Below are 22,260 nucleotides of genomic sequence, written 5' to 3'. Positions count from 1 at the left end.
GCGGGAAGACGCGGCGCAGGGAGCTGGGGGTCCGTGGAGACGCGGCGCAGGGAGCTGGGGGTCCGTGGAGACACGGCGCAGGGAGCTGGGGGTCCGTGGAGATGCGGCGAGGAATGCTGACGATGCGTGGAGAGGGATGCTGAGATGACAGCCACTGTGACGGCGCCCGCCGCGCCGGACCTGGCCACCCTGCAACGGCGGGCCGCGCAGCGGGCGGCCGAGCGGGCCGGCGGGCACGACCGGCTGCGCGGGCACATCGTCTGCGACGGCCTGGTGCGGATCTTCAAGACCGACGGGGTCGAGGTGGTCGCGTTGCAGGGGCTCGACCTGGTCATCGACCGGGGGGAGCTGGTCGCGATCGTGGGCGCGTCCGGCTCGGGCAAGTCCACCCTGCTGAACATCCTCTCGGGGCTGGACACCCCGACGGCCGGCATCGCCCGGGTCGCCGAGTACGACCTGCTCGCCATGTCCGCCCGCCGCCGGTTGAGCTACCGCCGGCGGATGGCCGGGTTCGTCTGGCAGCAGACCGGCCGCAACCTGCTGCCGTACCTGACCGCGCTGGAGAACGTCGAGCTGCCGATGCGGCTGGCCGGGCGGCGCTCCCGGCGGGCCCGCCGCGAGCGGGCCCGCGAGCTGCTCGACCTGGTCGGCGTGGGCCACTGCGCCGACCGGCGGCCGGCGCAGCTCAGCGGCGGGGAGCAGCAGCGCTGCGCGGTCGCGGTGGCCGTGGCCAACGACCCCGAGGTGCTCTTCGCCGACGAGCCGACCGGCGAGCTGGACGAGGCCACCGGCGCGGAGGTCTTCGCCGCGCTGCGGCAGATCAACGCGGAACTGGGGGTGACGGTCGTGGTGGTCACCCACGACCACGCCGTGGCCACCCAGGTCCGCCGGACCGTCGCCATCCGCGACGGCCGGACCGCCTCCGAGGTACGCCGGACCGCGCGGATCGGCGCGGACGGCAGCACGGAACTGGTCAGCGAGGAGTACGCCGTGCTGGACCGCGCCGGCCGGATGCAACTGCCGGAGTCGTTCGTCGACGCCCTGGCCCTGCGCGACCGGGTCCGGCTCACCCTGGAACCCGACCACGTCGAGGTGCGGCCGGGCGGCCGGGCCGACGCCGAACGGAGTGACGCATGAGCGAGCAGCAGCAGTCCGGTCCCCCCGTCGGCACGGCCGCCGGGGTGGCCGCCGCCCCCGGACACACCGCGACGGTGGACGAGGTGGTGCGGGTGGACCGGGTGAGTCGCACCTTCGGCCGGGGCGAGCGCGCGGTGCACGCCGTCCGGGACGTCTCGTTCGTCGCCGGACGGGGGGAGCTGGTCGCCGTCCGGGGCCGGTCGGGCGCCGGCAAGACCACCCTGCTGAACCTGGTCGGCGGCCTGGACCGGCCCGACTCCGGCCAGGTGCGGGTGGCCGGGCACGACCTCGGGGCGGCCGGCGAGCGGGAGCTGCTGCGGCTGCGCCGGGGGACCGTCGGGTTCGTCTTCCAGACCTTCGGGCTGATCCCGATCCTCTCCGCCGCCGAGAACGTCGGGGTGCCGCTGCGGCTGGCGAAGGTGCCCGCCGCCGAGCGGGAGGAACGGGTGGCGGTGCTGCTGGAGCTGGTGGGGCTGGGCGGGCACGCCGCGCAGCGGCCGTACGAGCTGTCCGGCGGTCAGCAGCAGCGGGTGGCGTTGGCCCGGGCCCTGGCCAACGAGCCGGACCTGCTGATCGCCGACGAGCCCACCGGCCAGCTCGACTCGGAGACGGGCCGGTCCATCATGGACCTGCTCCGCGCGGTGGTGCACGCGCGCGGCATGACCGCCCTCGTCGCCACCCACGACCCGGCCCTCATCGACCTGGCCGACCGCACCCTCACCCTCCGCGACGGCCATCTGGTCCCCGCCCCCTGACGGGATGGGGATCAGAGGGGGAGTTTCATGCCCTCGTGGGTGGACTGGAAGCCCAGGGCCACATAGAAGCGGTGGGCGTCGGTGCGGGACTTGTCCGTGGTGAGCTGCACCAGGGCGCAGCCGCGCTGCCTCGCCTGGTCGATCGCCCAGCGGATCATCTCCCCGCCCAGCCCCTGCCCCCGACGGTCGGAGCGCACCCGCACCGCCTCGATGAGGGACCGCTGGGCGCCGTGCCGGCCGAGCCCGGGGATGTAGGTGATCTGCAGGCAGCCCACGACCACCCCGCCGTCGTCGGCCACCACGAGATGGTTGCGCGGGTCGGCGGAGATGTCCGCGAAGGCCCGCTCGTACGCGTCGTCCACCTCGCCGACGTCGCGGGCCCGCCCCAGCACGTCGTCGGCGAGCAGGGCGAGGATGGCCGGCAGGTCGGCCCGGACCGCCTCCCGGAAGATCACTGTGCGCATGGCGTCAGCCTGACACAACGACAGCCGGCGATGTCCCGGCCGCGGGTTGCCGGGACCGGGCAGCATGATGCGGCATGGACGTCCTGCTGCAGCCGTTCCGCTGGGTCTACCGGGGCCTGGTGTGGTTCGCCAACTCGCCCCGGACGCTGATCACGTCGTACCTGCTGATGATCGTGGTGGCCGGGGTGATCTACAGCCACGTGGAGCACAAGAGCGCCACCGACTCGGTCTGGTGGGCGGTGGTCACGGCCTCCACCGTCGGCTACGGCGACATCTCCCCGACCACGGGGGCGGGCCGGGCCCTGGCGGCGCTGCTCATCTCGACCATGGTGCTGCTGGTCATCCCGCTGATCACCGCGCACTTCGCCAGCCAGTTGATCGTGGACGACGACGCCTTCGAGCACGACGAGCAGGAGGAGCTGAAGGCCGACGTGCGGCGGATGCGGGCCCTGGTGGAGGAGCTGGCGGCCCGACAGGGGATCACCCTGCCGCCGGAGCCGCCGCTGCCCCCGCCGCCGGCCACCCGCCGCGCCCGCAGATCCCGCAGGTGAGCCGTCCCGCCGCGCGGGCCCGCCGGCGGTCGACCCGGTGCGTCGTCACCGGGCCGGGCAGCGCAGCCCCTCCCGGGGCACCGTCAGCGAGATCAGGTACGCGTCCACCGCGTCGGTCACGCAGCTCGTCTGCGGGTACGCCGTGTGCCCCTCGCCCTCCCAGGTCAGCACGCGGCCCACGCCCAGCATCGAGGCCAGCGTCGCCGTCTGCTCGTAAGGGGTCGCCGGGTCGCCGGTGGTGCCCACCACCACGATCGGCGGCGCGCCGACCGCCTTCCCCGTCGGGTACGGGTCCCGCGCGCCGGGCCACTCGGCGCAGCCGAGCATGCCGACGGCCAGGGCCGGCCCGAACAGCGGGTAGGTCTGCCGCCACTGCGACTGGAGCTCGCGGATGCGCTGCACGCTGGGCTTCGCGGTCTCGTCGGTGCAGTTGACCGCGAGGTTGGCGTCGAAGAGGTTCGAGTATTTCCCGTCGGCGTCGCGGCCGGCGTACGCGTCGGCCAGCCGGAACACCTCGCCCGGGTCGCCGCCGTCCAGCCGCTCGATGGCGTGGGCCAGCTCCTGCCAGCCCGACTCCGTGTAGAGCGAGGAGATGACCGCGTAGAAGACCCAGCCGGAGGTGGCCTCCCGGCCGTCGGCCGCCTTCACGGGGGAGACCTTCGCCTTGTCGATCGCCGAGGTCACCGCCGCCCGGGCGTCCGGGGCGAGCGGGCAGCGCCCGGCGTTGGCCGCGCACCACCGGGTGAAGTTGTCGAACGCCCGCTCGAAGCCCTTCGCCTGGCCTTCCGAGCCGGCCACCAGGTCCTGCGTCGGGTCGACCGCGCCGTCGAGCACCAGGGCCCGCACCCGCTGCGGGTAGAGCTGGGCGTACGTCGCGCCGAGCAGGGTGCCGTAGGAGTAGCCGAGGTAGGTCAGCTTCTCGTCGCCGACCGCCGCGCGCACCGCGTCCATGTCGCGGGCGGCCTGCTCGGTGCCGTAGAGCGGGAGCTGGTCGCCGTACTTGTCGCCGCAGCCGCGCCCGATCCGCTCGTTGAGCGCCACGAAACCGTCGAAGGACGCCGCGGACCGCGGGTCGGGGTCGTAGCCGAAGCTGGCGTCGAGGTCGGCGTCGGAGATGCACTTCACGGGGCTGGACCGGGCCACCCCGCGCGGGTCGAAGCCGACGATGTCGAAGCGTTCGGTGACCGACGGGGGCAGGCCGCCGAACGTCGGGCCGAAGGAGAGGTAGACGGCGGTGTCCACGCCGGAGCCGCCCGGGCCGCCCGGGTTGATCACCAGGGAGCCGATCCGGTCGCGTTGCTTCGTCGAGCGGGCCCGCAGCAGGGCGATCTCGAAGGTCTCCCCGGTGCCCGGTCCGGCCGTCGCGCCGCCGCCGGAGCCCCAGTTGCGCGGCACGGCGATGCGGGCGCACTCGTAGCGCATGTCGGGCGCGCGCCGGCCGACCAGCTCGTCGGCCACCTCGGGGCAGGCCCGCCAGGTCGGGGCGGTGCCCGGCGGGGCGGCCTCGCCCGCGCCCTCGGTGCGCGGAGCGAACGCGGGCAGCGTGCAGCCGGCGGCGACCACGGCCGCGGCGACGAGCCCGGCGAGGGTCAGCCGGGCCCGGCGGATCCGGTCGGGTGTACGGGTCACCGGCGCGCCTCTCGTGCTCGTGTCGACCGGTCGTGTCGACGCCTCAGGCTACGCCCGCCCCGGCGTGGGCTCGGCCGTCGCCGCCGGATCGCCGCGCAGGACCTGGTCGACGTCGTAGCGGATCGGGCGGTCGAGCTGGTCGTAGCCGCAGGACCGGGGGTCCCGGTCGGGCCGCCAGCGGACGAACCGGGCGGTGTGCCGCAGCCGGTCGCCCTCCATCGCGTCGTAGCCCACCTCGGCCACCAGCTCCGGGCGCAGCGGCTCCCACTCCAGGTTCTTCGTGCCCGTCCACCGGCTCACCCCGCCGGGGATGCGCTGGCCGCGCTCGTGGTCGCCGTGCACCCACGGGTGGTCGGGGCCGACCTCCCGGTAGGGGGCCAGCTCGTCCAGCAGCTCCCTGCGGCGGGCGGCGGTGAACGAGGAGCTGACCCCGATGTGGTGCAGCACGCCGTCGTCGTCGTAGAGGCCGAGCAGCAGCGAGCCGACCACCGGGCCGGTCTTGTGCCAGCGGAACCCGGCGACCACCACGTCGGCGGTGCGGGCGTGCTTGACCTTGGCCATCAGCCGCTTGCCCGGCTCGTAGGGCAGGTCGGCCGGCTTGGCGATCAGCCCGTCGAGCCCGGCGCCCTCGAACACGTCGAACCAGCGGCGGGCCGTCTCGGGATCGGTGGTGACCTGGGTGACGTGCACCGGCGGGCGCACCCCGGCCAGGGCCCGCTCCAGCCGGGCCCGGCGCTGCGGGTAGGGCTGGGCGGTCAGCAGCTCGTCGTCGATGGCGAGCAGGTCGAAGGCGACGAAGTCGGCCGGGGTCGTCTCGGCCAGCAGCTTCACCCGCGACGCGGCGGGGTGGATGCGCTGGGCGAGCAGCTCGAAGTCGAGCCGGGGCTGCCCGTCCGGGCCGTCCCGGCGGATCACGATCAGCTCGCCGTCGACGGCGCAGCGCTCGGGGAGCTGCCGCAGCGCCTGCTCGACCACCTCGGGGAAGTAACGCGTCATCGTCTTGCCGCCCCGGCTGGCCAGCTCCACCTCGTCGCCGTCGCGGAAGACGATGCAACGGAAACCGTCCCACTTCGGCTCGTACGTCGTGCCGGGGTCGGTGGGCAGCCGCGAGACGGCCTTGGCCAGCATCGGTTCGACCGGCGGGTTGATCGGCAGGTCCACGGCGACAGTCAACCAGACGCCACCGACAGTCGTGAGGCGGATCACCGGCGGTGAGGGGACGGCGTGTCCCCGCGCGTCCCGTCCCCGCCCGCGCGACCGGATGGCGTTCGGCCGGCTCGGAGCTACCTTCGCCGGGTGCGGGAGCGGGTGCGGGAGTGGGTCTGCGGGTGCTGCGGGCGCTGGCGGGTCAGCGTCGAGCTGATCCACGGGCGCTACCGGTACCGCCTGGTGCGCCGCTACCCGGCCCGCTTCGGCGGCGGCAAGGACGTGCTCGGCGAGGTGGGCACGGTCGCCGAGCTGGAGGAGCTGCTGCGCCGCCGTACCCCGCTGACCCTGGCCGACCTCCGCGAGGCCGCCTGACCGGCGACCCCGGCTCAGGCGTCGCCGCCGGCCGACCGCTTCTCCAGCACGGCGAGGGCGATGCCGTTGGCGTCCGGGCGGTGCCCGACGATCTCGTAGCCGTGCCGGCGGTACAGCCGCAGGTTCCGCTCGCTGGCCGCCCCGGTGAACAGGGCGAACCGGGACGCCCGGCCGGCGCAGGCCGCCTCCACCTCGGCCAGCAGCCGGGTGCCGACGCCCCGGCCCTGCTGGTCGGGGGCCACCGCGAGCCGCCCCACGTGGGCGGTGCCGGCGTCGTCGACCAGGGCCCGGACCGACCCGACCAGGCGGTGCCCCGCGCGGGCGACCAGGACCGTGGCGGGACCGGCCAGCACGGCCAGGACCTCGTCGAGCGTCTCCGCCAGCGGCGGCAGGAACGGGTCGCCGTAGTGCTGGGCCTCGGTGACGTAGGCGGCCCGCTGCACGGTCAGGATCTCCCCGGCGTCCGCGAAGCCGGCCGGGGCGATGGTCAGGTGATCGGTCACCGGGCCAGCTCACCACAGCCGGCCCGGGCGGCCGTACCCTGGCGGGTGTCCCACGCGAGGAGGCCGCCGCCGTGCCCGAGCTGACCTACCCGCACCCCGGCGCGACCCGCGCCGGTGAGCTGCCGGCCGGGTGGCGGCACGTCCGGCACCGGGTGCCGCTGCCCGCCGGGTCCTTCGACGCGGCCGGCGCGGCGGTGCTGGGCTGGCGGCTGCACCGGGCCGCCGGCATCCGGATCGACGCGACCGCGCCCCGCGCCGCACCCGGGGTCACCGTCGTCTCCCGGCTGGGCGTCGGCCCGCTGCGGCTGGCCGCGCCGTGCCAGGTGGTCTGGGCGGCCGACGACGAGCGCCGGGCCGGCTTCGGGTACGGCACGCTGCCCGGCCACCCGGCGCGGGGCGAGGAGGCGTTCGTGGTGGAGCGCGACGACTCCGGCGCCGTCTGGTTCGAGGTGCGCGCGTTCAGCCGGCCGGACCGCTGGTTCATGCGCGCCGCGGGGCCCGCCGGCCGGGCCTTCCAACGGGGGTACGCCTGGTGGCTGGGCCGCACCCTGCGCCGCCTGTGCGCCCGCCCCGCCCAGCCCGCCTGACCGCCCCGCCCGCCTGTGCGCCCGGCCCCGCCGCGACCGCCTGACCGTCCCGCCGCCTCCAGCTGGCAGTCGGGTCAGTAGCGGGCGAAGGAGCGGATCGGCATCCTCGGGCCGTACCTCGGGGCCTGCACGCCCTCGGCGGCGAGCAGCACGCAGACCCGCCCCCGGTGCCCCCGGAACGGCTCCAGCAGCGCCAGCATCCGGGCGTCGTCGCCGCGCGGCTCGCCGGCCAGGGCCCAGGCCACCGTGTTCGGCACGTGGTAGTCGCCGACGCTGACCGCGTCCGGGTCGCCGTACGCGATCCGCACCACCTCGGCGGCCGTCCACGCCCCGATGCCGGGCACGGCGGTCAGCCGGCGGGTCGCCTCGGCGGCGTCGGCGCAACGTTCCAGCCGCGCGGCCTCGGCGGCGGCCCGGCGCAGCGTGTCGGCGCGCTTCTGCTCCACCCCGAACGGGTGGAACACCCAGTACGGCGCGGCGGCCACCGCCGCCGGGTCGGGCGGCAGCAGTAGCGGCTGCATCGGCCCGGGCGCCGGCTCGCCGAAGTGGCGCACGGTCGCCGCGTACGCCCGGTAGGCCTCCGTGCCGGTGACCTTCTGCTCCAGGATTGCCCGCAGCGCCCGGGCGAAGACCTGGCCGGTGGCCGGCATCCGCAGCCCGGGGTGGCGCGCGGCCAGCCGGGCCACCACCGGGTGCGCGGCGGCCCGCTCGGCGAACCCGGTGAGGTCGTCGCGGAGCCCGGCGACGGCGTCGGCCCGCTCGACGACCCAGTCGGCCCCCGGGCCGTACCCCTCGGCGAGCAGCTCCCCGGCGGCGGCCGGGCGGAGCGCGAGGGTGGCGGGGCCGGCGGGGGTGCGGGCCGCCCACCAGAACGTGCCGGCGGCGATCCGGGCGCACGGGTCGTACGTGCTGAAGGTGAGCGGCCGGACCGACGCGGCCAGCCGGTAGCCGGCGGGCGGGCGCAGCGCCCGGCGGGCGGAGGGTTCGCTCACGCCGTCACTCTGCCACGCCCCCGGCCGGCGCGGCGCGGGGGAGTGGACGGCGCGCAAAGAGCGGCACCGCCGACGTGGGGAACGTCGGCGGTGCCTCCTTGCCGGAGCGGAGCGGCCGGAGCCGGCCGTGGGGTGCGGGGTGGGGGGACCTCGGCGGGCGCGGTTGCTGGCGTCAGCGCGCCCGCCGCCCTCCTCCGCTCCGGGAGGTCCGGCGATCGCGGCGCCGGCCGCCCTGTCGGGGGCCGGCGCCGCGGCCGGGACGCGGCGTTGCCGGTACGCCGGTCCGGTTCACGGCGGTGGTCGGTCGTGCCCTCCCCGGCCGCGACCGACCACCGGGTCCGTCAGTACGAGTAGCTGGAGTCGCCGGAGCCCGAGTCGTCCGCCGACGGCGGGGCGACCGCCTTCGGGGTGCCGGTCGGCAGGCACTCGAGGTTCTTCTTGCCGTCGGGCTGGGCGACGAACCAGGTGCCGCCGACGCCCTGGCCCTTCCACTGGCCCGGCTTCTTGTCGCCGATGTAGCGGTACAGCGGCCAGCCGCCCAGCGTGATCTGCCGGGTGCCGTCCTGCCGGGTGATGGTGCCGACCTTGTCGTCGGAGACGCCGCTGAGCTGCGGGCTGCCGTCGGTCAGCGCGGGCGGCCACACCTCGGCGCACTTGTCCACGCAGTTCGACGCGGGCGGGTCGTCGGAGTCCTTGTCGAACCGGTAGAGGACCCAGCCCTCCTCGTCGGTGACCACCTTGCCCATCCGGGCCACCTTCTTGCCGACGAGCTGGTCGGTCAGCTCGACGTCGGCCGGCGGCGCGGCGTCCGGGGCCGCGGTGGTGGCCGCCGCGTCGGGGGAGGCCGAGGCCTCCGGTTCCACTGCCGCAGTGGGCTCGGCCGCGGCCACGGCGACCGGCTCGGCCGCGCTCGAGTTCGCCCCGTTGTAGCCTGCGGGAGCGCAGGCCGTAAGTGCGACCATGGCGCTTGCGACGATGACGGTCCGCTTCAGCTGTGCCACGTGCCCTCCTCATTCTTTGCAGTTCGCCGGTTAGTACGGATCGGCTGGCTGTCAAGGTTGAAGGAATAACAGTGGTCAATTTCACTTATCTCGGTTGAACCATTTCCGGCCGCCGCGCGTACCGCCGGACAACCCCTCGGCGGCCTGCGGAAACGCCGAAACGGCGCCGGCCGCGACAGCGACCGACGCCGATCTCGGGTACGCGTGTTACATCGGCACCTGCACGAGCGGGCTGGCCACGCCGCTGGCGTCCACCGACTGCACCAGCACCTTGGCGATGTCGTCCTTCGGCACGGACGTGGCCCCGCTCAGCTCCAGCGGCAGCGGATTGGTGGTGGTGCCGTAGCCGCCCCCGGGCACTGACCAGGTCGACAGGACCTCGGTCGTGTCGTTCTTGCGGACCACCATCAGCCGGCAGGTGCGCGGCCCCGGCAGCCGCTTGAGCTGGAAGTCGATCCGGGTGCCGAAGTCCTTCGAGATCAGCCACATGTTGAGCTGCACGCCGGTGGACGCGTCGACGGCCGTGAACGGCTCGCCCTCCTGCTCGTTGCCGCCGGTGCCCGGGTCGTTCGGGCCGGTGCTCTTCCCCGGGCTCGGCGTGCCGTCGAGCGTCGTGGGCGCCGTCGGCTGCGCGCCGATCCGCGGCGTCTCACCGCCGCCGGCGACGCTGGCGATGCCGACGCCGGTGAGCCCGCCGAACACCACCACGGCGGCGGCGCTGGCCAGCATCTGCCGGAACCGGGTCCGCCGCCGGTGCGCCCGCACCGCGACCAGCGTCCGGTCCAGCAGGGCGGGGTCGGTGGCGGTCTGCTCCAGGGCCGTCATCGTCTCGCCGTCGATGTCGGAGAGCAGCCCCACCACGGGAACCATCGTCTCCAGCTCCGCGGCGCACGCCCAGCACGTGGCGAGGTGCTCCTCGAACCGCTCGGTGTCGTGCTCGTCCAGCACGCCCAGCGCGTACGCGGCGACGTCCATGTGATCTGCCCGGCTCATTCCGTCACCCCCCTCTCCTGCAGGGCCGTGCGCAGCGCGCGCAGGGCGTAGTAGACCCGCGACTTGGCGGTGCCGAGCGGCAGGCCCAGCTCCTCCGCCGCCTCCGGCACCGTCCGGCCCCGGAAGTACGTCGCCACCAGGATCTCCCGGTGCGACTGACTCAGCGTACGCAGCGCGTCGGCCACCGTCATGGTGCGCAGCACCCGGTCGGTGCTGTCCGACTCGGCGAAGGCCGTCAGGTCCCGGTCGTACGTCTCCGCCGGGCGGGCCTGTTCGCTGCGGTGCTCGTCGATGGCGATCCGCCGGGCCACCGTCACCAGCCAGGGCCGCAGCGACCCCTGCCCCTGCGCGCCGAGGCGGTGGGCGTTGCGCCAGGCCCGCAGCAGCGTCTCCTGCACGATGTCCTCGGCGCGCTGCCGGTCCCCGCCGGTGAGCCGCATCACGAACGCCAGCAGCGGCCCCGCGTGCTCGGCGTAGAGCAGCCGGATCAACTGGTCGGAGTGGCTGGTCTCAGTGGACACGGCCTGGTGCCGCCCGGGTGCTGATCTCGGAGACACCGGGCCATTCTGGCCATCGGCGGGGCGTACGTCGACCCCCCGGGTCGACCTCGACGCGCGGGACTGCGGCTGCGCGCGGGCGGACATCCAGTCCACCCTCACCGCGTCGCCGTGCCAGCCGGCCGCCACCGCATGCATGCAGACCTCCGGGTGTCCGATGACATCAGCCCGACCCCCACCGGGCATGGCCGCCCGGTGATACGCACCGGGGAGCCCAGCGGATCAACGGCGCACCGAAAAAATTCCCGGCGGGGGCGGAGTGGAGTCGGTGGCGTCGGCGTCGCGCACCACGGCCGCCCCGCCGGCGAACCGGTCCAGCTCGTCGCCGGCCAGCACCCGGCCCGGGAACCAGTCCCCGGCCGCCCGCCGGGTCAGCTCCGGCACCGGCGGGTCCACCCGGCCGGCGACCAGCACCAGGTTGCCGTAGCGCCGGCCGCGCAGCACCGCCGCGTCGCTCACCACGCAGGCCCGGGGCAGCACCGCCCGGACCGTGGCGACCTGCGCGCGGGCGTGCCGCAGCGGCGGCCCGTCGGCGACGTTGGCCAGATACCAGCCGCCGGGGGTCAGCACCCGGGCCACCTCGGCCGCGTATTCCACGCTGGTCAGGTGCGCCGGGGTGCGGGCGCCCGCGAAGACGTCGGCGACCACCACGTCGTAGCTGGCGTCGCGGGTGGACCCCAGGGTGGCCCGCGCGTCGGCGACCCGCACCCGCAGCCGGGGGTCGGCCGGCCAGGGCAGCTCCCGACGGACCAGCTCCACGAGGGCGGCGTCCACCTCGGACACCCGCTGGGTGGAGCCGGGGCGGGTGGCCTGCACGTACCGGGGCAGGGTCAGCGCCCCGCCGCCGAGGTGCAGCACCCGCAGCGGCGCGCCCGCCGGGGCGACCAGGTCGAGGGCGGCGGCGAGCCGCCGGACGTACTCGAACTCCAGGTGGGTGGGGTCGGCGAGGTCCACGTGCGACTGCGGCGCGCCGTCGAGCAGCAGGGTGAACGACCGCGGCCGGTCGGCGTCCGGGACCAGCTCGGCCTCGCCGGTGTCGACCCGCGCGGTCACCCGGCCCGTGTCCCGGCGGCGGCCCATCAGACGCGGGGACCGCGGCCCCGGGCCGCGGCGGTCAGCGCCCGGTGCAGCAGGCGGGCGTCGCCCAGCAGCGCCCGCAGGCGGCGCTCCAGGCCGGCGATCGGGACGAGGTTCTGCGGGGCGCGCGGGTCCTTGTACGGGGTGGACGCGAACCGGGGCAGCGTGACCAGCGACAGGTCGGCCAGCGCGAACGCCTCGGACTCGGCCAGCTCGGCCGAGCACTCCACCCGCACGATGCCCGCCCACGGCGCGCCCCCGGAGACGGGCAGCCGCAGATACCAGGAGTAGCCGCCCCAGGCGGTGACGAGCCGGAACACGGGGGACCGCTGGCCGGCCCGCAGCCCGGTCACCACGGCCGTCAGCCGGGCGTCGAGATACTGGCTGTGCTGGGTCTTGACGTACCCGAGGGTGCGGGGCAGCTGCCGGCGGCTGCGCAGCGGGCCGTCGACGACCAGCAGGTCCCCGTCGACCCGGGCCGCGCCGGAGACCTCCACCTCCAGCGCGGTCAGCGGCCCCTGCACGGCCGCCTGGAGCTTGTTCAGCTCGCCGGTGCCGCCGACCCGGTGCACCGGGTAGCGCACCGTGCCGGCGCGCACCTCCCGGGCCGACGGGCTGGCCGTGAACAGCCCCCGCCGCACCTGGGTGCCGGCGAGCCGCGCCGCGCCCCGCTCCAGGTCGCAGCGGACCACCCCGGCGGCGTACGAGGCGGCCACGCCCGGGAACGACGCCCCGTCGGCCTCGGCCGTCCACACGCTCGCGTCGATCCGGCGTACGCCGTCGACGAGCAGCACCACGTCCGGGGCGCGGACGCCGGGCCGGACGTCGATGGCCCGCCAGTCCACCGCCGGCAGCTCCACCTCCGCGTCGACCTGCTGGCGGCTCGGCGTGGCCGGCCCGCCCGGCACCGCCTCGAAGGACGCGCCGTAGCCCGGGTCCCAGGCGTCGACGAACAGCTCCGGCGCCTCGCCCACCGGATCGGCGCCGCCCGGCCCCGCCCCGCCCGGCCCCCGCCCAGTCGGAGCGCCCCCGCCCGGCCCCGTCACAGGCCCGTCCGTTCCACCCGGGCGGTGCGGGCGTCCTTGCGGACCTCGAACCGGACCGGGATGCGTTCGGCCAGCGCCGGCACGTGGGTGACCACGCCGACCATCCGGTCACCCCGGGCGGCCAGGCTCTCCAGGGTGGCCGCCACCGTGTCCAGGGTCGCCGCGTCCAGGGTGCCGAACCCCTCGTCCAGCACGATCGACTCCAGGCTCGCCGCCGTGGTGGACAACCCGGCGAGCTGCTCCGACAGAGCCAGCGCCAGGGCCAGCGACGCCTGGAACGTCTCCCCGCCGCTGAGCGTGCGCACCCCGCGCCGCAGCCCGGCGTCGTGGTGGTCGACGACGAAGAACTCGCCCTTGTCGTGCACCAGGTCGTACTGGCCGCCCGACAGCTCGCGCAGGATCCCCGACGCGCCGTCGACCAGCAGGTCCAGCGCCTCGGCCAGCAGCCAGCGCTCGAAGTTGTTGGCCCGCAGGTGCCCGGCCAGCGCCCGGGCCACCCGGGCCTGCCGCTCGTGCCCGGCCCGCTGCTCGCGCAGCTCGGCGGCCTGCTCGCGGCGCTCCACCAGCCGCCGGTGGGCGGCCTCGGCGCGCTCCACGGCGACGGTGGCCGCCCGCACCGGGTCGTCGGTGGCGGCCAGCCCGGCGGCGGCGAAGATCTCCGCGATCCGGTCCTGCACGGCCGCCACGGCGGCCTCCGCCCCGGCGACCGCCCCGGCCAGCCCCGGCCGGTCCGCGCGCCGCCGCGCCGCCTCCCCGCCGGCCCACCCCGTCAGCGTCGCCCAGGCCGCGGCGACGTCGTCCCGGTCGGCGGCCGGCGGGCCGAACCGGGCCAGCCCGTCGCGGGTCGCGTCGAAGTCCCGCCACGCGCCGCGCAGCCGCTCCTCTGCCGCGTCGAGGGCCCCCCGGGCCCGCCGGGCGGCGTCGCGCCCCGCCCGCACCGCGCCCGCCGCGTCGTCGAGGGCCCTGCGCAGCCGGGCGTGCTCGGCCAGGTCGTGCCGCAGCGCCGCCGGGGCGGCGGCACCCGCGAGCTGGTCGTCCAGCTCGGCCAGCCGGCCCCGCAGCTGCTCGTGCTCGGCGCGGGCCCGCAGCAGCACCCGCTCCACGTCCCGGGCCGCCGCGTCGCGCTCCTGCACCACCCGCTGGGCCGCCTGCGCCGCCGCCCGCGCCGCCTTCCCGGCGGCCGTGGCCCGCGCCACCGCCGAACCCGCCGGCACCGCCGGCACCCGGGGCACCACCTGCTCGCAGACGGGGCAGGCCGTGCCGTCGACCAGGTGCGCCCGCAGCGCCACCGCCTGGTCGGTGGCCTTGGCCTCCTCGTGCGCCCGGAACGCCGCCTCCAGCTCCGCCTCGGCGCGCTGCGCCGCCGCCCGCGCCGCGTCCAGCGCGGCGACCGCCGCGTCGTGTTCGGCCTGCGCGGCCGTCACCGCCGTGGCCACCGACCCGGCCTGCCCGGCGAGCCGGTCCCGGTCGGCGTGCGCCTTCAGCAGCAGCCGCAGCGCGCTCTCGTCGCCCGCGCCGGCCAGCTCGCCGCGCAGCTTCTCCTCGCGCTCCTCGGCCAGCGCCACCGCGCCCGCGGCCTCGCCGACGCCGGCCCGCGCGTCGGCCACCGCCCGCGCCACCTCGGCCACCCCGCCCGGCGCGCGCACCGCGTCGAGCACGGCCAGCTCGGCGTCGAGGGCCGCCAGGGCCGCGTGCGCGTCCCGCGCCGCCGCCCGGGCCGCATCCCGCTCCGGTACGGCAGCCGCGACCGCCCCGGCCAGCTCGTGCGCCCGCCCGATCTGCTCCTGTGCCCCGGCCAGCGCCGCGTCGTCGACGTCGGCGAGCCCGCCGAGGATCCGGTCGACCGCCTCCAGCTTGGCCTCGGCCTGCCCGGCCCGCTCGGTGGCCCGCCGCTGCACCTCCTCGTAGACGCCGAGGCCGAGCAGGTTCACCAGGATCTGCTGCCGGGTCGCCGGCCTGGCGTGCAGGAAGTCGGCGAACTGCCCCTGCGGCAGCACCACGCAGCTGGTGAACTGGTCGTACGGCAGCCCCACCGCCTCCAGCACCGCCCGGTCCATCTCGGCCGGGGTGCCGGCCACCACCTCGCCCAGGTCCTCCGGGCTGAGCCCGGTGTCCAGTTTGGTCACGTCGAACCCGGGCGGCATGAGCTGCAACCCGGCGTTGGCGGTCTTGACGTTGCCCCGGCCGTCGCGGCGCACCACGCGGGTCGCCACGTAGCGGTCCCCGGCGGACTCGAAGACCAGCCGCACCCGCGCCTCGGTGGCGGACGGGGCGAGCGCGTTGACCAGCCCCCGCGTCCCGCCCCAGCGCGGCACCGTGCCGTAGAGGGCGAAGCAGATGGCGTCGAGCACCGTGGACTTGCCGGAGCCGGTCGGGCCGACGAGGGCGAAGAAGTCGGCGTCGGTGAAGTCGACGGTGGTCTCGTCGCGGAAGACGGTGAAGCCCGCCATGTCCAGCCGCATCGGGCGCATCAGCGGTCCACCTCCTCGAACAGCTCGTCGAACAGCTCCCGGACGTCGGCGTCGGCGTGCCCCCGGCTGTCGAGGTAGTCGGCGAACAGCTCCCGGGGCGACCGGCCGGCCCGCTGGGCGGTGCGGGTGCCGCTGCCGGGGGCCGGCACCAGCTCCGGGTCGATCCGGATCTCCAGGGCCCGGGGCAGCAGCTCCTGCACCTCCTCCCGCAGCCCGGCCCGGGGCTGCTCGCGGACGAACACCCGCAGCCAGCCCTCCGGCGGGGCGATCTCGGCGAGCTGGGCCAGGGTGCCGCGCACCGTGCGCAGCGGCACCGCCGCCGGCACCGGCACCTCCCGGATGCGCGCCGCGCTGGTCGCGGTCACCTCGACGACCGTCACCGACGGGACGTTCTCCTGCTCGCCGAAGTCGACGGCGAGCGGGCTGCCGCTGTAGCGGATCGGGCAGGGCCCCGACACCCGCTGCGACCGGTGCAGGTGGCCCAGCGCCACGTAGTGGGCGGTGCCCGGGAACACCGTCGCCGGCACCGCGTAGCCCAGGACGGTGTGCGCGTCGCGCTCGCCGCCGCCGGTGGCCGCCCCGACCACGGTGAGGTGGGCGGTGACCAGGTGCACCCGGTCGGGCTCGCCGAAGCCCTCGGTGAGCCGGCCGAGCACCCGGCCCAGGTGGTCGGCGTACGTCTGGGTGGCCTCGGCGGCGGTCAGCTCGTACATCTCCACGGCCCGCACCGCGTAGCGCTGGGACAGGAACGGCAGCGCGGCCACCCGCCAGCGCTCGCCGCCGGCCGTCGTGCCGTCGATCACGTGCTCGTCGGGGTTCTCCCGAACCCCGCCGCGCAGGGTGATGCCGGCGGCCTCGGCCCACGGCCGCAGCGCGTCGAGGGCCTGGCCGTTGTCGTGGTTGCCGCCGATGGCCACCACGTCGGCGCCGGTGCGGCGCAGCGCGGTCAGCGCCCGGGTGACGAGCCGGGTCGCCTCCGGGGTGGGCGCGGCCGTGTCGTAGAGGTCACCGGCGACGATCACCAGGTCGGGGCGCTCGGCGCGGGCGACCTCGATCACCCCGGCGAGGACCTGCTTGTGCTCCTCGGCCCGGGACTGCCCCTTGAGCACCTTGCCGACGTGCCAGTCCGAGGTGTGCAGGATCTTCATGACTGCCCCCTAGAACGGGATGTCGTCGTCGCTCGTGCCGCCGCCGGAGCCGACCACCGCGAACGGGTCGGCCGCCCCCGTGATCGACCGTAGCGTCTCCGAGGGCGCGCGACCGGCCTCGGAGACCCGGGTGGCCCATGCCGGGAAGGGGAACTCCAGGCAGAGCGGGACCGGGATGTCGGGCTGGTTGACGAACATCGTGCCCGGCTTGGCCAGCAGCGCCCGCTGCCGCTGGGCCGGTGGCAGGAAGCCGTATTCCGGGCGGGACGCCTCGGCCGGGTCGAGCCGGCCGACCACCCGGATCGCCGAGTTGGTGACGATGCGCCGCTCCACCTCGCTCGCGGTCTGCTGCGCGCCGACCAGGATCACCCCGAGCGAGCGGCCCCGCTCGGCGATGTCGAGCAGCACCTCCTTGATGGGGGAGGAGCCCTCCCGGGGCGCGTACTTGTTGAGCTCGTCGAGGACGACGAAGAGCAGCGGCTTGGCCGTGCCCGCCTTCTCCTTGCGCTCGAACTCGCTCTTGAGGGTCACGCCGACCACGAACCGCTGCGCCCGGTCGGGCAGGTTGTGCAGGTCGACCACGGTCACCTGCGCGGACTCGCTGGTGTTGATGCTGTGCGGGCGGCGGGTGGCGAGGTCGCCCCGGATCAGCCGCCCCAGGTCCTTCTTGCTGCCGATGAGCCGCCGGGCGAACGCGTTGACCGTGCCCAGCCCGACGGCGCTGCCGGCCCAGTCGCCCCGGGTCTCGTCGTCGTTGAGCTGCTCGACGATATGGTCGACCAGGTCGGTGTAGGAGCCGAGGCGCACCCCGTCGACGCTCACCCCGCCGTCGGCGGGCTGCGCGTAGCGGGCCAGGTGGGCGGCGACCGAGTGGACGACCATCGTGTACTGCTGGCGCTCGTCGTCGGCGTCGGCGAAGACGTACGGCAGGAGGCGGTCGGCGCAGAACTCGCTCAGCGTCCAGTAGAAGCTGTCCACCCCGGTCAGCCGGCTGCTCACGTCGGGGGTGCCGGAGGAGTCGCCGACCCGGGGCGGGGCGTAGACCCGCACGTCGGGGAACGCCCCGGCGCTGAGCCCGAGCCTGGCGTAGCCGGCGCGGGTGGCGTCGTCGAGGCGGGTGTTGGGGTGGTCGAGGAACAGCAGGTCCTCGCCCTTGACGTTGAAGATCAGCGCCTTGGCGTTGACCGCGTCGCCGCCGAGCACCCCGGAACGGAAGACCGAGTAGAGCAGGAACGTGGCGAAGCTGGTCTTGGTGGCGACCCCGGAGATGCCGGAGATGGAGACGTGCGCGCCCCGGGTGCCGTCGAGGAAGTCGGCGTTGAGGTAGACGGGCACCCCGTCGCGGCCCATGCCCATCGGGATGCGCCGCTCCATCCGGTCGAAGTGCAGCGCGCGGGCCCGCGCGTCGCCCTCGGCCCGGTGCACCACCGCCCCCGGCGTCGGCGGGACGTAGACCTCCGGGTCGACCCGGGTGGTGGTGATCTCGGCGGCCTCCTGCACCATCGCCGGCAGGGTGCCGTCGGCGATGGCGAACACGTCCGAGTCGAACTGGGCGCCTTCGTGCCGCGCCCGCACCTGGGTCACCACCCCGGCGATGGTCACCGGCTCGCGGTCGGGCATCTCGCGGCGGGTCACCACCACGTCGTCGAGCTGGAGGTAGCTGCCCGGGGCCACGGCCGTCCAGAACGTCAGCGGGGTGGCGTCGGCGGTGCCGAGCACGCGGCCGACCCCCTCGCCGGGGCCGGCGGACCCGTCGTCGGTGATCGGCAGGCTCTCGGTCATCGGCCCGCTCCCGTCAGCTGGTCGTCTCGGTCACGGCACACGAGGAGCATCCTGCCGCAGGGATGTGACAGGTTGCCACGCGACGCGGCGGACGCCACCCTCCGCCCGGTACGCGATCACTCGTCGGATTCCTCCGAACGCGCACGGTGTCGAAAAATTTCTCGGCGCAGAGGTGACACGAACCGGTTGCTCGGCGCAACAATGACACCGGCACTCATCGAGGATCTTCGTTACGTCGATGTTTCGGGGTGTGCCCCTGCGGCCCGCCACCTGCGGGCCGTGGGCCGGCCCGGCGGCCACCACCGCCGGGTCACCGCCGGTCGGCACCCCCTTCCGACCGGCCGTCGATCGAAGGCAGGAGCCTCATGCGTCGTACCACTGTCCTGGCGGGCCTGGCCTCGGCCGCGCTGCTGGCCACCGCCGTGCCCGGCGCGGCCGTCGCCGCCCCGGCCGCCGCCCCCTCCGCCGACGCGTTCACCCGCGCCGTCACCCAGCTGAAGTCCCACGCCGGCGACGCCCTCGCCGGCGACGGGCAGAGCTTCACGCTGAAGAACGTCGCGACCGACGCCGACGGCACCGAGCACGTCCGGCTGCACCGTTACCTCGACGGGCTGCCCGTGCTCGGCGGCGACCTGGTCGTGCACCTCGGCAAGGGCGGCGCCTGGCGCGGCGCCAGCCAGACCCTGACGGCCGCCCCGCGCCGCGCCGACCGCTCCGCGCGGACCGCCGTCGGCGAGGCCGCGGCCGGCCGCGCCGCCCTCGCCGCCTCCACCGCCACCGCCCGCCGCGTCGACGGCACCCAGCTCGTGTACGACGCCGACGGCGCGCGCACCGCCCTCGCCTACGAGGTGGTCGTCGGCGGCGTGTACGCCGACGGCACCCCCAGCGAGCTGCACGTGCTCGTCGACGCCGCCACCGGCGGGGTCCGCAGCTCCTGGGAGGGCGTGCAGCGCGAGGGCACCGGCAACACCCTCCACTCCGGCACCGTGCCGCTGGGCACCACCGCCTCCGGCAGCACGTACCAGCTCACCGACGGCGCCCGCGGCGGCCACAAGACGTACGACCTGAACGGCTCCACCAGCGGCACCGGCACCCTCGTCGCCAGCGCCACCAACGTCTTCGGCGACGGCACCACGGCCAACCGGCAGACCGCTGCCGCCGACGCCCACTACGGCGCGGCCGTCACCTGGGACTACTACAAGAACACGTTCGGCCGCAACGGCATCCGCAACGACGGCGTCGCCGCCTACAGCCGGGTGCACTACAGCACCAACTACGCCAACGCGTTCTGGAGCGACTCCTGCTTCTGCATGACCTACGGCGACGGCGGCTCCGGCTTCGCCCCGCTGACCTCCCTCGACGTCGCCGGCCACGAGATGACCCACGGCGTCACCAGCAACACCGCCGGCCTGGTCTACAGCGGTGAGTCCGGCGGCCTCAACGAGGCCACCAGCGACATCTTCGGCACCCTCGTGGAGTTCTCCGCCGCCAACGCCAGCGACCCCGGCGACTACCTCATCGGCGAGAAGCTGCGCAGCACGCCGCTGCGCTACATGGACAAGCCCTCGAAGGACGGCTCCTCGGCCGACTGCTGGTCCAGCCTCCTGCGCTTCAAGGACGTGCACTACTCCTCCGGCGTGGCCAACCACTTCTTCTACCTGCTCGCCGTCGGCAGCGGCGCGTCCGCGTACGGCGACAGCCCCACCTGCGACGGCAGCACCATCACCGGCATCGGCAACGCCAAGGCCGGCGCGATCTGGTACCGCGCGCTGACCACCTACATGACCTCGCGGACCAACTACTCGGGGGCCCGCACCGCCACCCTGTCGGCCGCCGCCGACCTGTACGGCGCCAGCAGCGTCGAGTACCGGACCGTCGCCGCCGCCTGGACGGCGGTCAAGGTCGCCTGACCCGATCGGCGTACGGCGGGGGCGGCGACGTCCCCGCCGTGCCGGAACCGCCCGCGTCCCCGGCCCCGCGTCCCCGCCCCGCCTACGAAGCGGCGGCCGGGGCCGGGGCCGGGGCTGCGTCCGGGTTGGCTTCGGCGTTGGCGGCGTCGGGGTTGGCTTCGGCGTTGGCTTCGGCTTCGGTGTTGGCGTTGGCGTTGGCGTTGGCTTGGGCTGCGCGGGCGTAGCGGAGCATCAGCACGCCGTCGGCGGCGGCCAGCACGTGCCGCAGCGGCAGCTCCCGGTGCCCGCCGGCGGGCCCGGCGGCGATCCGCCCCGGCCCGGCCCCGGCGAGCAGCGGCGCGACCGTGAGGCAGACCTCGTCTACCAGATCGGCGGCGGTGAGCGCGCCGAACAGGTGCGGGCCGCCCTCGCAGAGCACCTGCGAGAGGCCGCGCCGGCGCAGCTCGGCCAGGCCGGCGGCGAGATCCACCCGGTCGGCCCCGCAGCGCACCAGGTCGGCCACCTCGGTCAGGCCCGGCGGCGCCTCGGCGGCGGCGTGGGTGAGCACCACCGGGCGCACCGGTGCGTCGGCGAAGGCGGCCTGCGCCGGGTCCAGGTCCAGCGAGCCGGAGACCACCACCAGGGTCGGATACTCGGCCAGCCCGTGGGCGCGCCGCCAGGCCCGCCGCGCCGCGTCGAGCCGCACCGCGCCGTACCCCTCGTGGCGCAGCGTCCCGGCGGCCACCAGCAGCCCGTCGCAGAGCATCCGCAGCAGGCCGAAGACCCGCTTGTCCGGCACGCCGGACAGCCCCGCCGAGTAGCCGTCGAGCGAGACCGCGCCGTCGACGCTCGTCACGAAGTTCACCCGCAGGCGGGGCCGGTCCGTCCGGCCGTACAGCGCGGTCAGCTCCGTGTCGTCCAACGGGGCCGCCGACGGGGCCGGCCAGAGCCGGGAAATCGCGGCGTCGGCGCTCATTCGCCGGCCGGACCCGTGACCGGAGGGGTGGGTTCGGGGGTACGGTGCTGGCAGTCGCACCACTTCCGGCCCGGGCATTCGTCGTGCCGCCGTTCCCGGCAGGCTCGGCAGATCATGCCGGCAGCCTATGTCGTGATGGAAGGGGGCAGCACATGCCACGTCAGATATTCCAGCTGAAGGTGTCCCTCGCCGGAGTCCACCCCCTCGTCTGGCGGCGGGTGCTGGTCCCCGCCGGCTACACGCTGGACCGGCTGCACCGGGTCGTGCAGCACGCGATGGGCTGGCGCGACTGCCACCTGCACTCGTTCGAGATCGACGGCACGCAGTACGCCGAGCCCGACCCGGACGGGGAACTGGCCGTGCGCGACGAGCTGGACGTCCGGCTGGACGCGGTGCTCGGCAAGGGCAGCCGCTTCCACTACACCTACGACTTCGGCGACTGGTGGGAGCACGACATCGTCGTCGAGGACGCCGTCACCGCCGACCCGGACGAGCGGTACCCGACCTGCCTGGCCGGCGAGCGGGCCTGTCCGCCGGAGGACGTCGGCGGTCCGGCCGGACACCAGGTGCTGTTGGCCGCGCTCGCCGACCCCGCACACCCCGAGCACGAACGGCTGCGGGACTGGGCCGGCGAGGCGTACGACCCGGACGCCTTCGACCCGGGCCGCGCCGCCACCCTCCTGCGCCACCTCTGCTGAGGTGCAAGGAAGGGCCCCTTGTTAACGCTTTCGGTATAGGAGGGGCCCCTTCCTAACACTCGGCTGGGTGAGGTGAAGACGCTGCCGGCCGGGCCCCTGTTGTCGGGGCCCGGCCGGCAGCGTGTGTGTGTGCGTGTGTGGTGTCAGCTGTTGTTCCAGTGTTGGGTGACGAGGTCGGCGGCCTGCTGTTCCCACTGCGCGTAGGCGTCGGGGTAGGCGGAGACCTGGACGGTCTGGGCGGCGTCGGTCAGGGGCATGTCCTGCCAGCCGTCGACCTGTCGGAGGCCCTTGAGGAACGCCGTGGTCGCGTACTGCGGGTCGGTGATCTGCTCCGGCGAACCCCAGCCGCTGGACGGGCGCTGCTGGAACAGGCCGAGGGAGTCGTGGTCGTTGCGGTCACCCAGGTGACCCAGGTTGTGCAGCTTCGACTCCTGCAGGGCGGTGCCGATGGAGATGACGGCGGCGCGTTCGTCGAGGCCGGTC

General features: G+C 75.6%; 20 protein-coding genes and 2 pseudogenes. 7 read left to right on the top strand and 15 right to left on the bottom strand.

The window, feature by feature from the left end; genetic code table 11:
- The first annotated feature begins 144 nt into the window (after window positions 1–144).
- On the top strand, window positions 145–1,137 hold the full coding sequence (locus tag GA0070558_RS07645; RefSeq protein ID WP_077936825.1) for an ABC transporter ATP-binding protein: 993 nt from the start codon (window positions 145–147) through the stop codon (window positions 1,135–1,137).
- Window positions 1,134–1,892 (top strand): ABC transporter ATP-binding protein, encoded by a 759-nt coding sequence (locus GA0070558_RS07640; RefSeq protein WP_256091810.1) that lies wholly within the window; start codon window positions 1,134–1,136, stop codon window positions 1,890–1,892. Before GA0070558_RS07645 ends, GA0070558_RS07640 begins: the two co-directional genes overlap by 4 nt.
- Window positions 1,893–1,903: 11 nt before the next feature.
- On the opposite strand, the gene GA0070558_RS07635 is transcribed toward GA0070558_RS07640, so the two are convergent.
- Complete coding sequence (locus GA0070558_RS07635; protein WP_091277239.1) at window positions 1,904–2,356, bottom strand: GNAT family N-acetyltransferase; 453 nt, start codon at window positions 2,354–2,356, stop codon at window positions 1,904–1,906.
- Window positions 2,357–2,430: 74 nt separating this feature from the next.
- Here GA0070558_RS07635 and GA0070558_RS07630 point away from each other — a divergent pair, with 74 nt between their 5' ends.
- Window positions 2,431–2,907, top strand: a complete 477-nt coding sequence (locus GA0070558_RS07630) for a potassium channel family protein (RefSeq protein ID WP_091277237.1) — start codon at window positions 2,431–2,433, stop codon at window positions 2,905–2,907.
- Window positions 2,908–2,952: 45 nt separating this feature from the next.
- Here GA0070558_RS07630 and GA0070558_RS07625 read toward each other — a convergent pair whose 3' ends face one another.
- Together GA0070558_RS07625 and GA0070558_RS07620 are read right to left on the bottom strand one after the other, a co-directional pair.
- Entirely contained in the window at window positions 2,953–4,515 is a 1,563-nt protein-coding gene (locus GA0070558_RS07625; protein ID WP_431894289.1) for an alpha/beta hydrolase, read from the bottom strand.
- A gap of 69 nt (window positions 4,516–4,584) precedes the next feature.
- Window positions 4,585–5,697: an ATP-dependent DNA ligase gene (locus GA0070558_RS07620; protein WP_043962554.1), complete on the bottom strand. Its 1,113-nt coding sequence runs from the start codon at window positions 5,695–5,697 to the stop codon at window positions 4,585–4,587.
- Window positions 5,698–5,844: 147 nt separating this feature from the next.
- On the opposite strand from GA0070558_RS07620, the gene GA0070558_RS07615 reads away from it, so the two are divergent.
- On the top strand, window positions 5,845–6,057 hold the full coding sequence (locus GA0070558_RS07615) for a hypothetical protein (RefSeq protein WP_043962555.1): 213 nt from the start codon (window positions 5,845–5,847) through the stop codon (window positions 6,055–6,057).
- A gap of 14 nt (window positions 6,058–6,071) precedes the next feature.
- Here GA0070558_RS07615 and GA0070558_RS07610 read toward each other — a convergent pair whose 3' ends face one another.
- Window positions 6,072–6,560 (bottom strand): GNAT family N-acetyltransferase, encoded by a 489-nt coding sequence (locus GA0070558_RS07610; protein ID WP_091277234.1) that lies wholly within the window; start codon window positions 6,558–6,560, stop codon window positions 6,072–6,074.
- A gap of 71 nt (window positions 6,561–6,631) precedes the next feature.
- Between GA0070558_RS07610 and GA0070558_RS07605 the strand changes: the two genes are divergently transcribed.
- A complete protein-coding gene (locus tag GA0070558_RS07605) occupies window positions 6,632–7,147 on the top strand; it encodes a DUF1990 domain-containing protein (RefSeq protein ID WP_091277232.1) in 516 nt (171 codons plus the stop codon).
- Between the two features lie 74 nt (window positions 7,148–7,221).
- Here GA0070558_RS07605 and GA0070558_RS07600 read toward each other — a convergent pair whose 3' ends face one another.
- The 9 genes from GA0070558_RS07600 to GA0070558_RS07560 all read right to left on the bottom strand — a co-directional run bounded on the left by GA0070558_RS07600 (window position 7,222) and on the right by GA0070558_RS07560 (window position 18,196).
- Window positions 7,222–8,139: a DNA-3-methyladenine glycosylase family protein gene (locus GA0070558_RS07600; protein WP_077936833.1), complete on the bottom strand. Its 918-nt coding sequence runs from the start codon at window positions 8,137–8,139 to the stop codon at window positions 7,222–7,224.
- A gap of 341 nt (window positions 8,140–8,480) precedes the next feature.
- Window positions 8,481–9,140, bottom strand: a complete 660-nt coding sequence (locus GA0070558_RS07595) for a COG4315 family predicted lipoprotein (RefSeq protein ID WP_091277230.1) — start codon at window positions 9,138–9,140, stop codon at window positions 8,481–8,483.
- Window positions 9,141–9,347: 207 nt separating this feature from the next.
- Complete coding sequence (locus tag GA0070558_RS07590; RefSeq protein WP_091277228.1) at window positions 9,348–10,133, bottom strand: anti-sigma factor family protein; 786 nt, start codon at window positions 10,131–10,133, stop codon at window positions 9,348–9,350.
- A complete protein-coding gene (locus tag GA0070558_RS07585; protein WP_043962562.1) occupies window positions 10,130–10,828 on the bottom strand; it encodes a sigma-70 family RNA polymerase sigma factor in 699 nt (232 codons plus the stop codon). Before GA0070558_RS07585 ends, GA0070558_RS07590 begins: the two co-directional genes overlap by 4 nt.
- 84 nt (window positions 10,829–10,912) lie before the next feature.
- Window positions 10,913–11,770 (bottom strand): spermidine synthase, encoded by an 858-nt coding sequence (locus tag GA0070558_RS07580; protein ID WP_043962563.1) that lies wholly within the window; start codon window positions 11,768–11,770, stop codon window positions 10,913–10,915.
- Window positions 11,770–12,741 carry a hypothetical protein gene (locus GA0070558_RS07575; protein WP_043962564.1) on the bottom strand — a complete coding sequence of 324 codons (972 nt, stop codon included), beginning with the start codon at window positions 12,739–12,741 and terminating at the stop codon, window positions 11,770–11,772. Before GA0070558_RS07575 ends, GA0070558_RS07580 begins: the two co-directional genes overlap by 1 nt.
- 68 nt (window positions 12,742–12,809) lie before the next feature.
- Window positions 12,810–15,284: an AAA family ATPase gene (locus GA0070558_RS07570; RefSeq protein WP_091277226.1), complete on the bottom strand. Its 2,475-nt coding sequence runs from the start codon at window positions 15,282–15,284 to the stop codon at window positions 12,810–12,812.
- A complete protein-coding gene (locus GA0070558_RS07565) occupies window positions 15,284–16,432 on the bottom strand; it encodes an exonuclease SbcCD subunit D (protein WP_091277224.1) in 1,149 nt (382 codons plus the stop codon). The genes GA0070558_RS07570 and GA0070558_RS07565 overlap by 1 nt, the downstream gene beginning before the upstream one ends.
- Before the next feature lie 9 nt (window positions 16,433–16,441).
- A complete protein-coding gene (locus GA0070558_RS07560) occupies window positions 16,442–18,196 on the bottom strand; it encodes an ATP-binding protein (protein WP_074479420.1) in 1,755 nt (584 codons plus the stop codon).
- A gap of 383 nt (window positions 18,197–18,579) precedes the next feature.
- Here GA0070558_RS07560 and GA0070558_RS07555 point away from each other — a divergent pair, with 383 nt between their 5' ends.
- Window positions 18,580–20,124, top strand: coding sequence for a M4 family metallopeptidase (locus GA0070558_RS07555; RefSeq protein WP_091277222.1), 1,545 nt, complete (start codon window positions 18,580–18,582; stop codon window positions 20,122–20,124).
- A 214-nt stretch (window positions 20,125–20,338) separates the two neighbouring features.
- Here the strand turns inward: GA0070558_RS07555 and GA0070558_RS07550 are convergent.
- Window positions 20,339–21,079: pseudogene (locus GA0070558_RS07550) on the bottom strand (pyrimidine reductase family protein); the annotation flags it as partial.
- Window positions 21,080–21,231: 152 nt separating this feature from the next.
- Here GA0070558_RS07550 and GA0070558_RS07545 point away from each other — a divergent pair.
- Window positions 21,232–21,777, top strand: a complete 546-nt coding sequence (locus tag GA0070558_RS07545) for a plasmid pRiA4b ORF-3 family protein (RefSeq protein WP_091277218.1) — start codon at window positions 21,232–21,234, stop codon at window positions 21,775–21,777.
- A 143-nt stretch (window positions 21,778–21,920) separates the two neighbouring features.
- On the opposite strand, the pseudogene GA0070558_RS07540 reads toward GA0070558_RS07545, so the two are convergent.
- Window positions 21,921–22,260 (bottom strand): annotated as a pseudogene (locus tag GA0070558_RS07540) (hypothetical protein); the annotation flags it as partial.

The sequence above is a fragment of the Micromonospora haikouensis genome, assembly GCF_900091595.1.
Classification (GTDB): Bacteria; Actinomycetota; Actinomycetes; order Mycobacteriales; family Micromonosporaceae; genus Micromonospora; species Micromonospora haikouensis.
The sequence above is the reverse complement of the archived record's forward strand: the minus strand, read 5'-3'. Positions and strand labels throughout refer to the sequence as shown.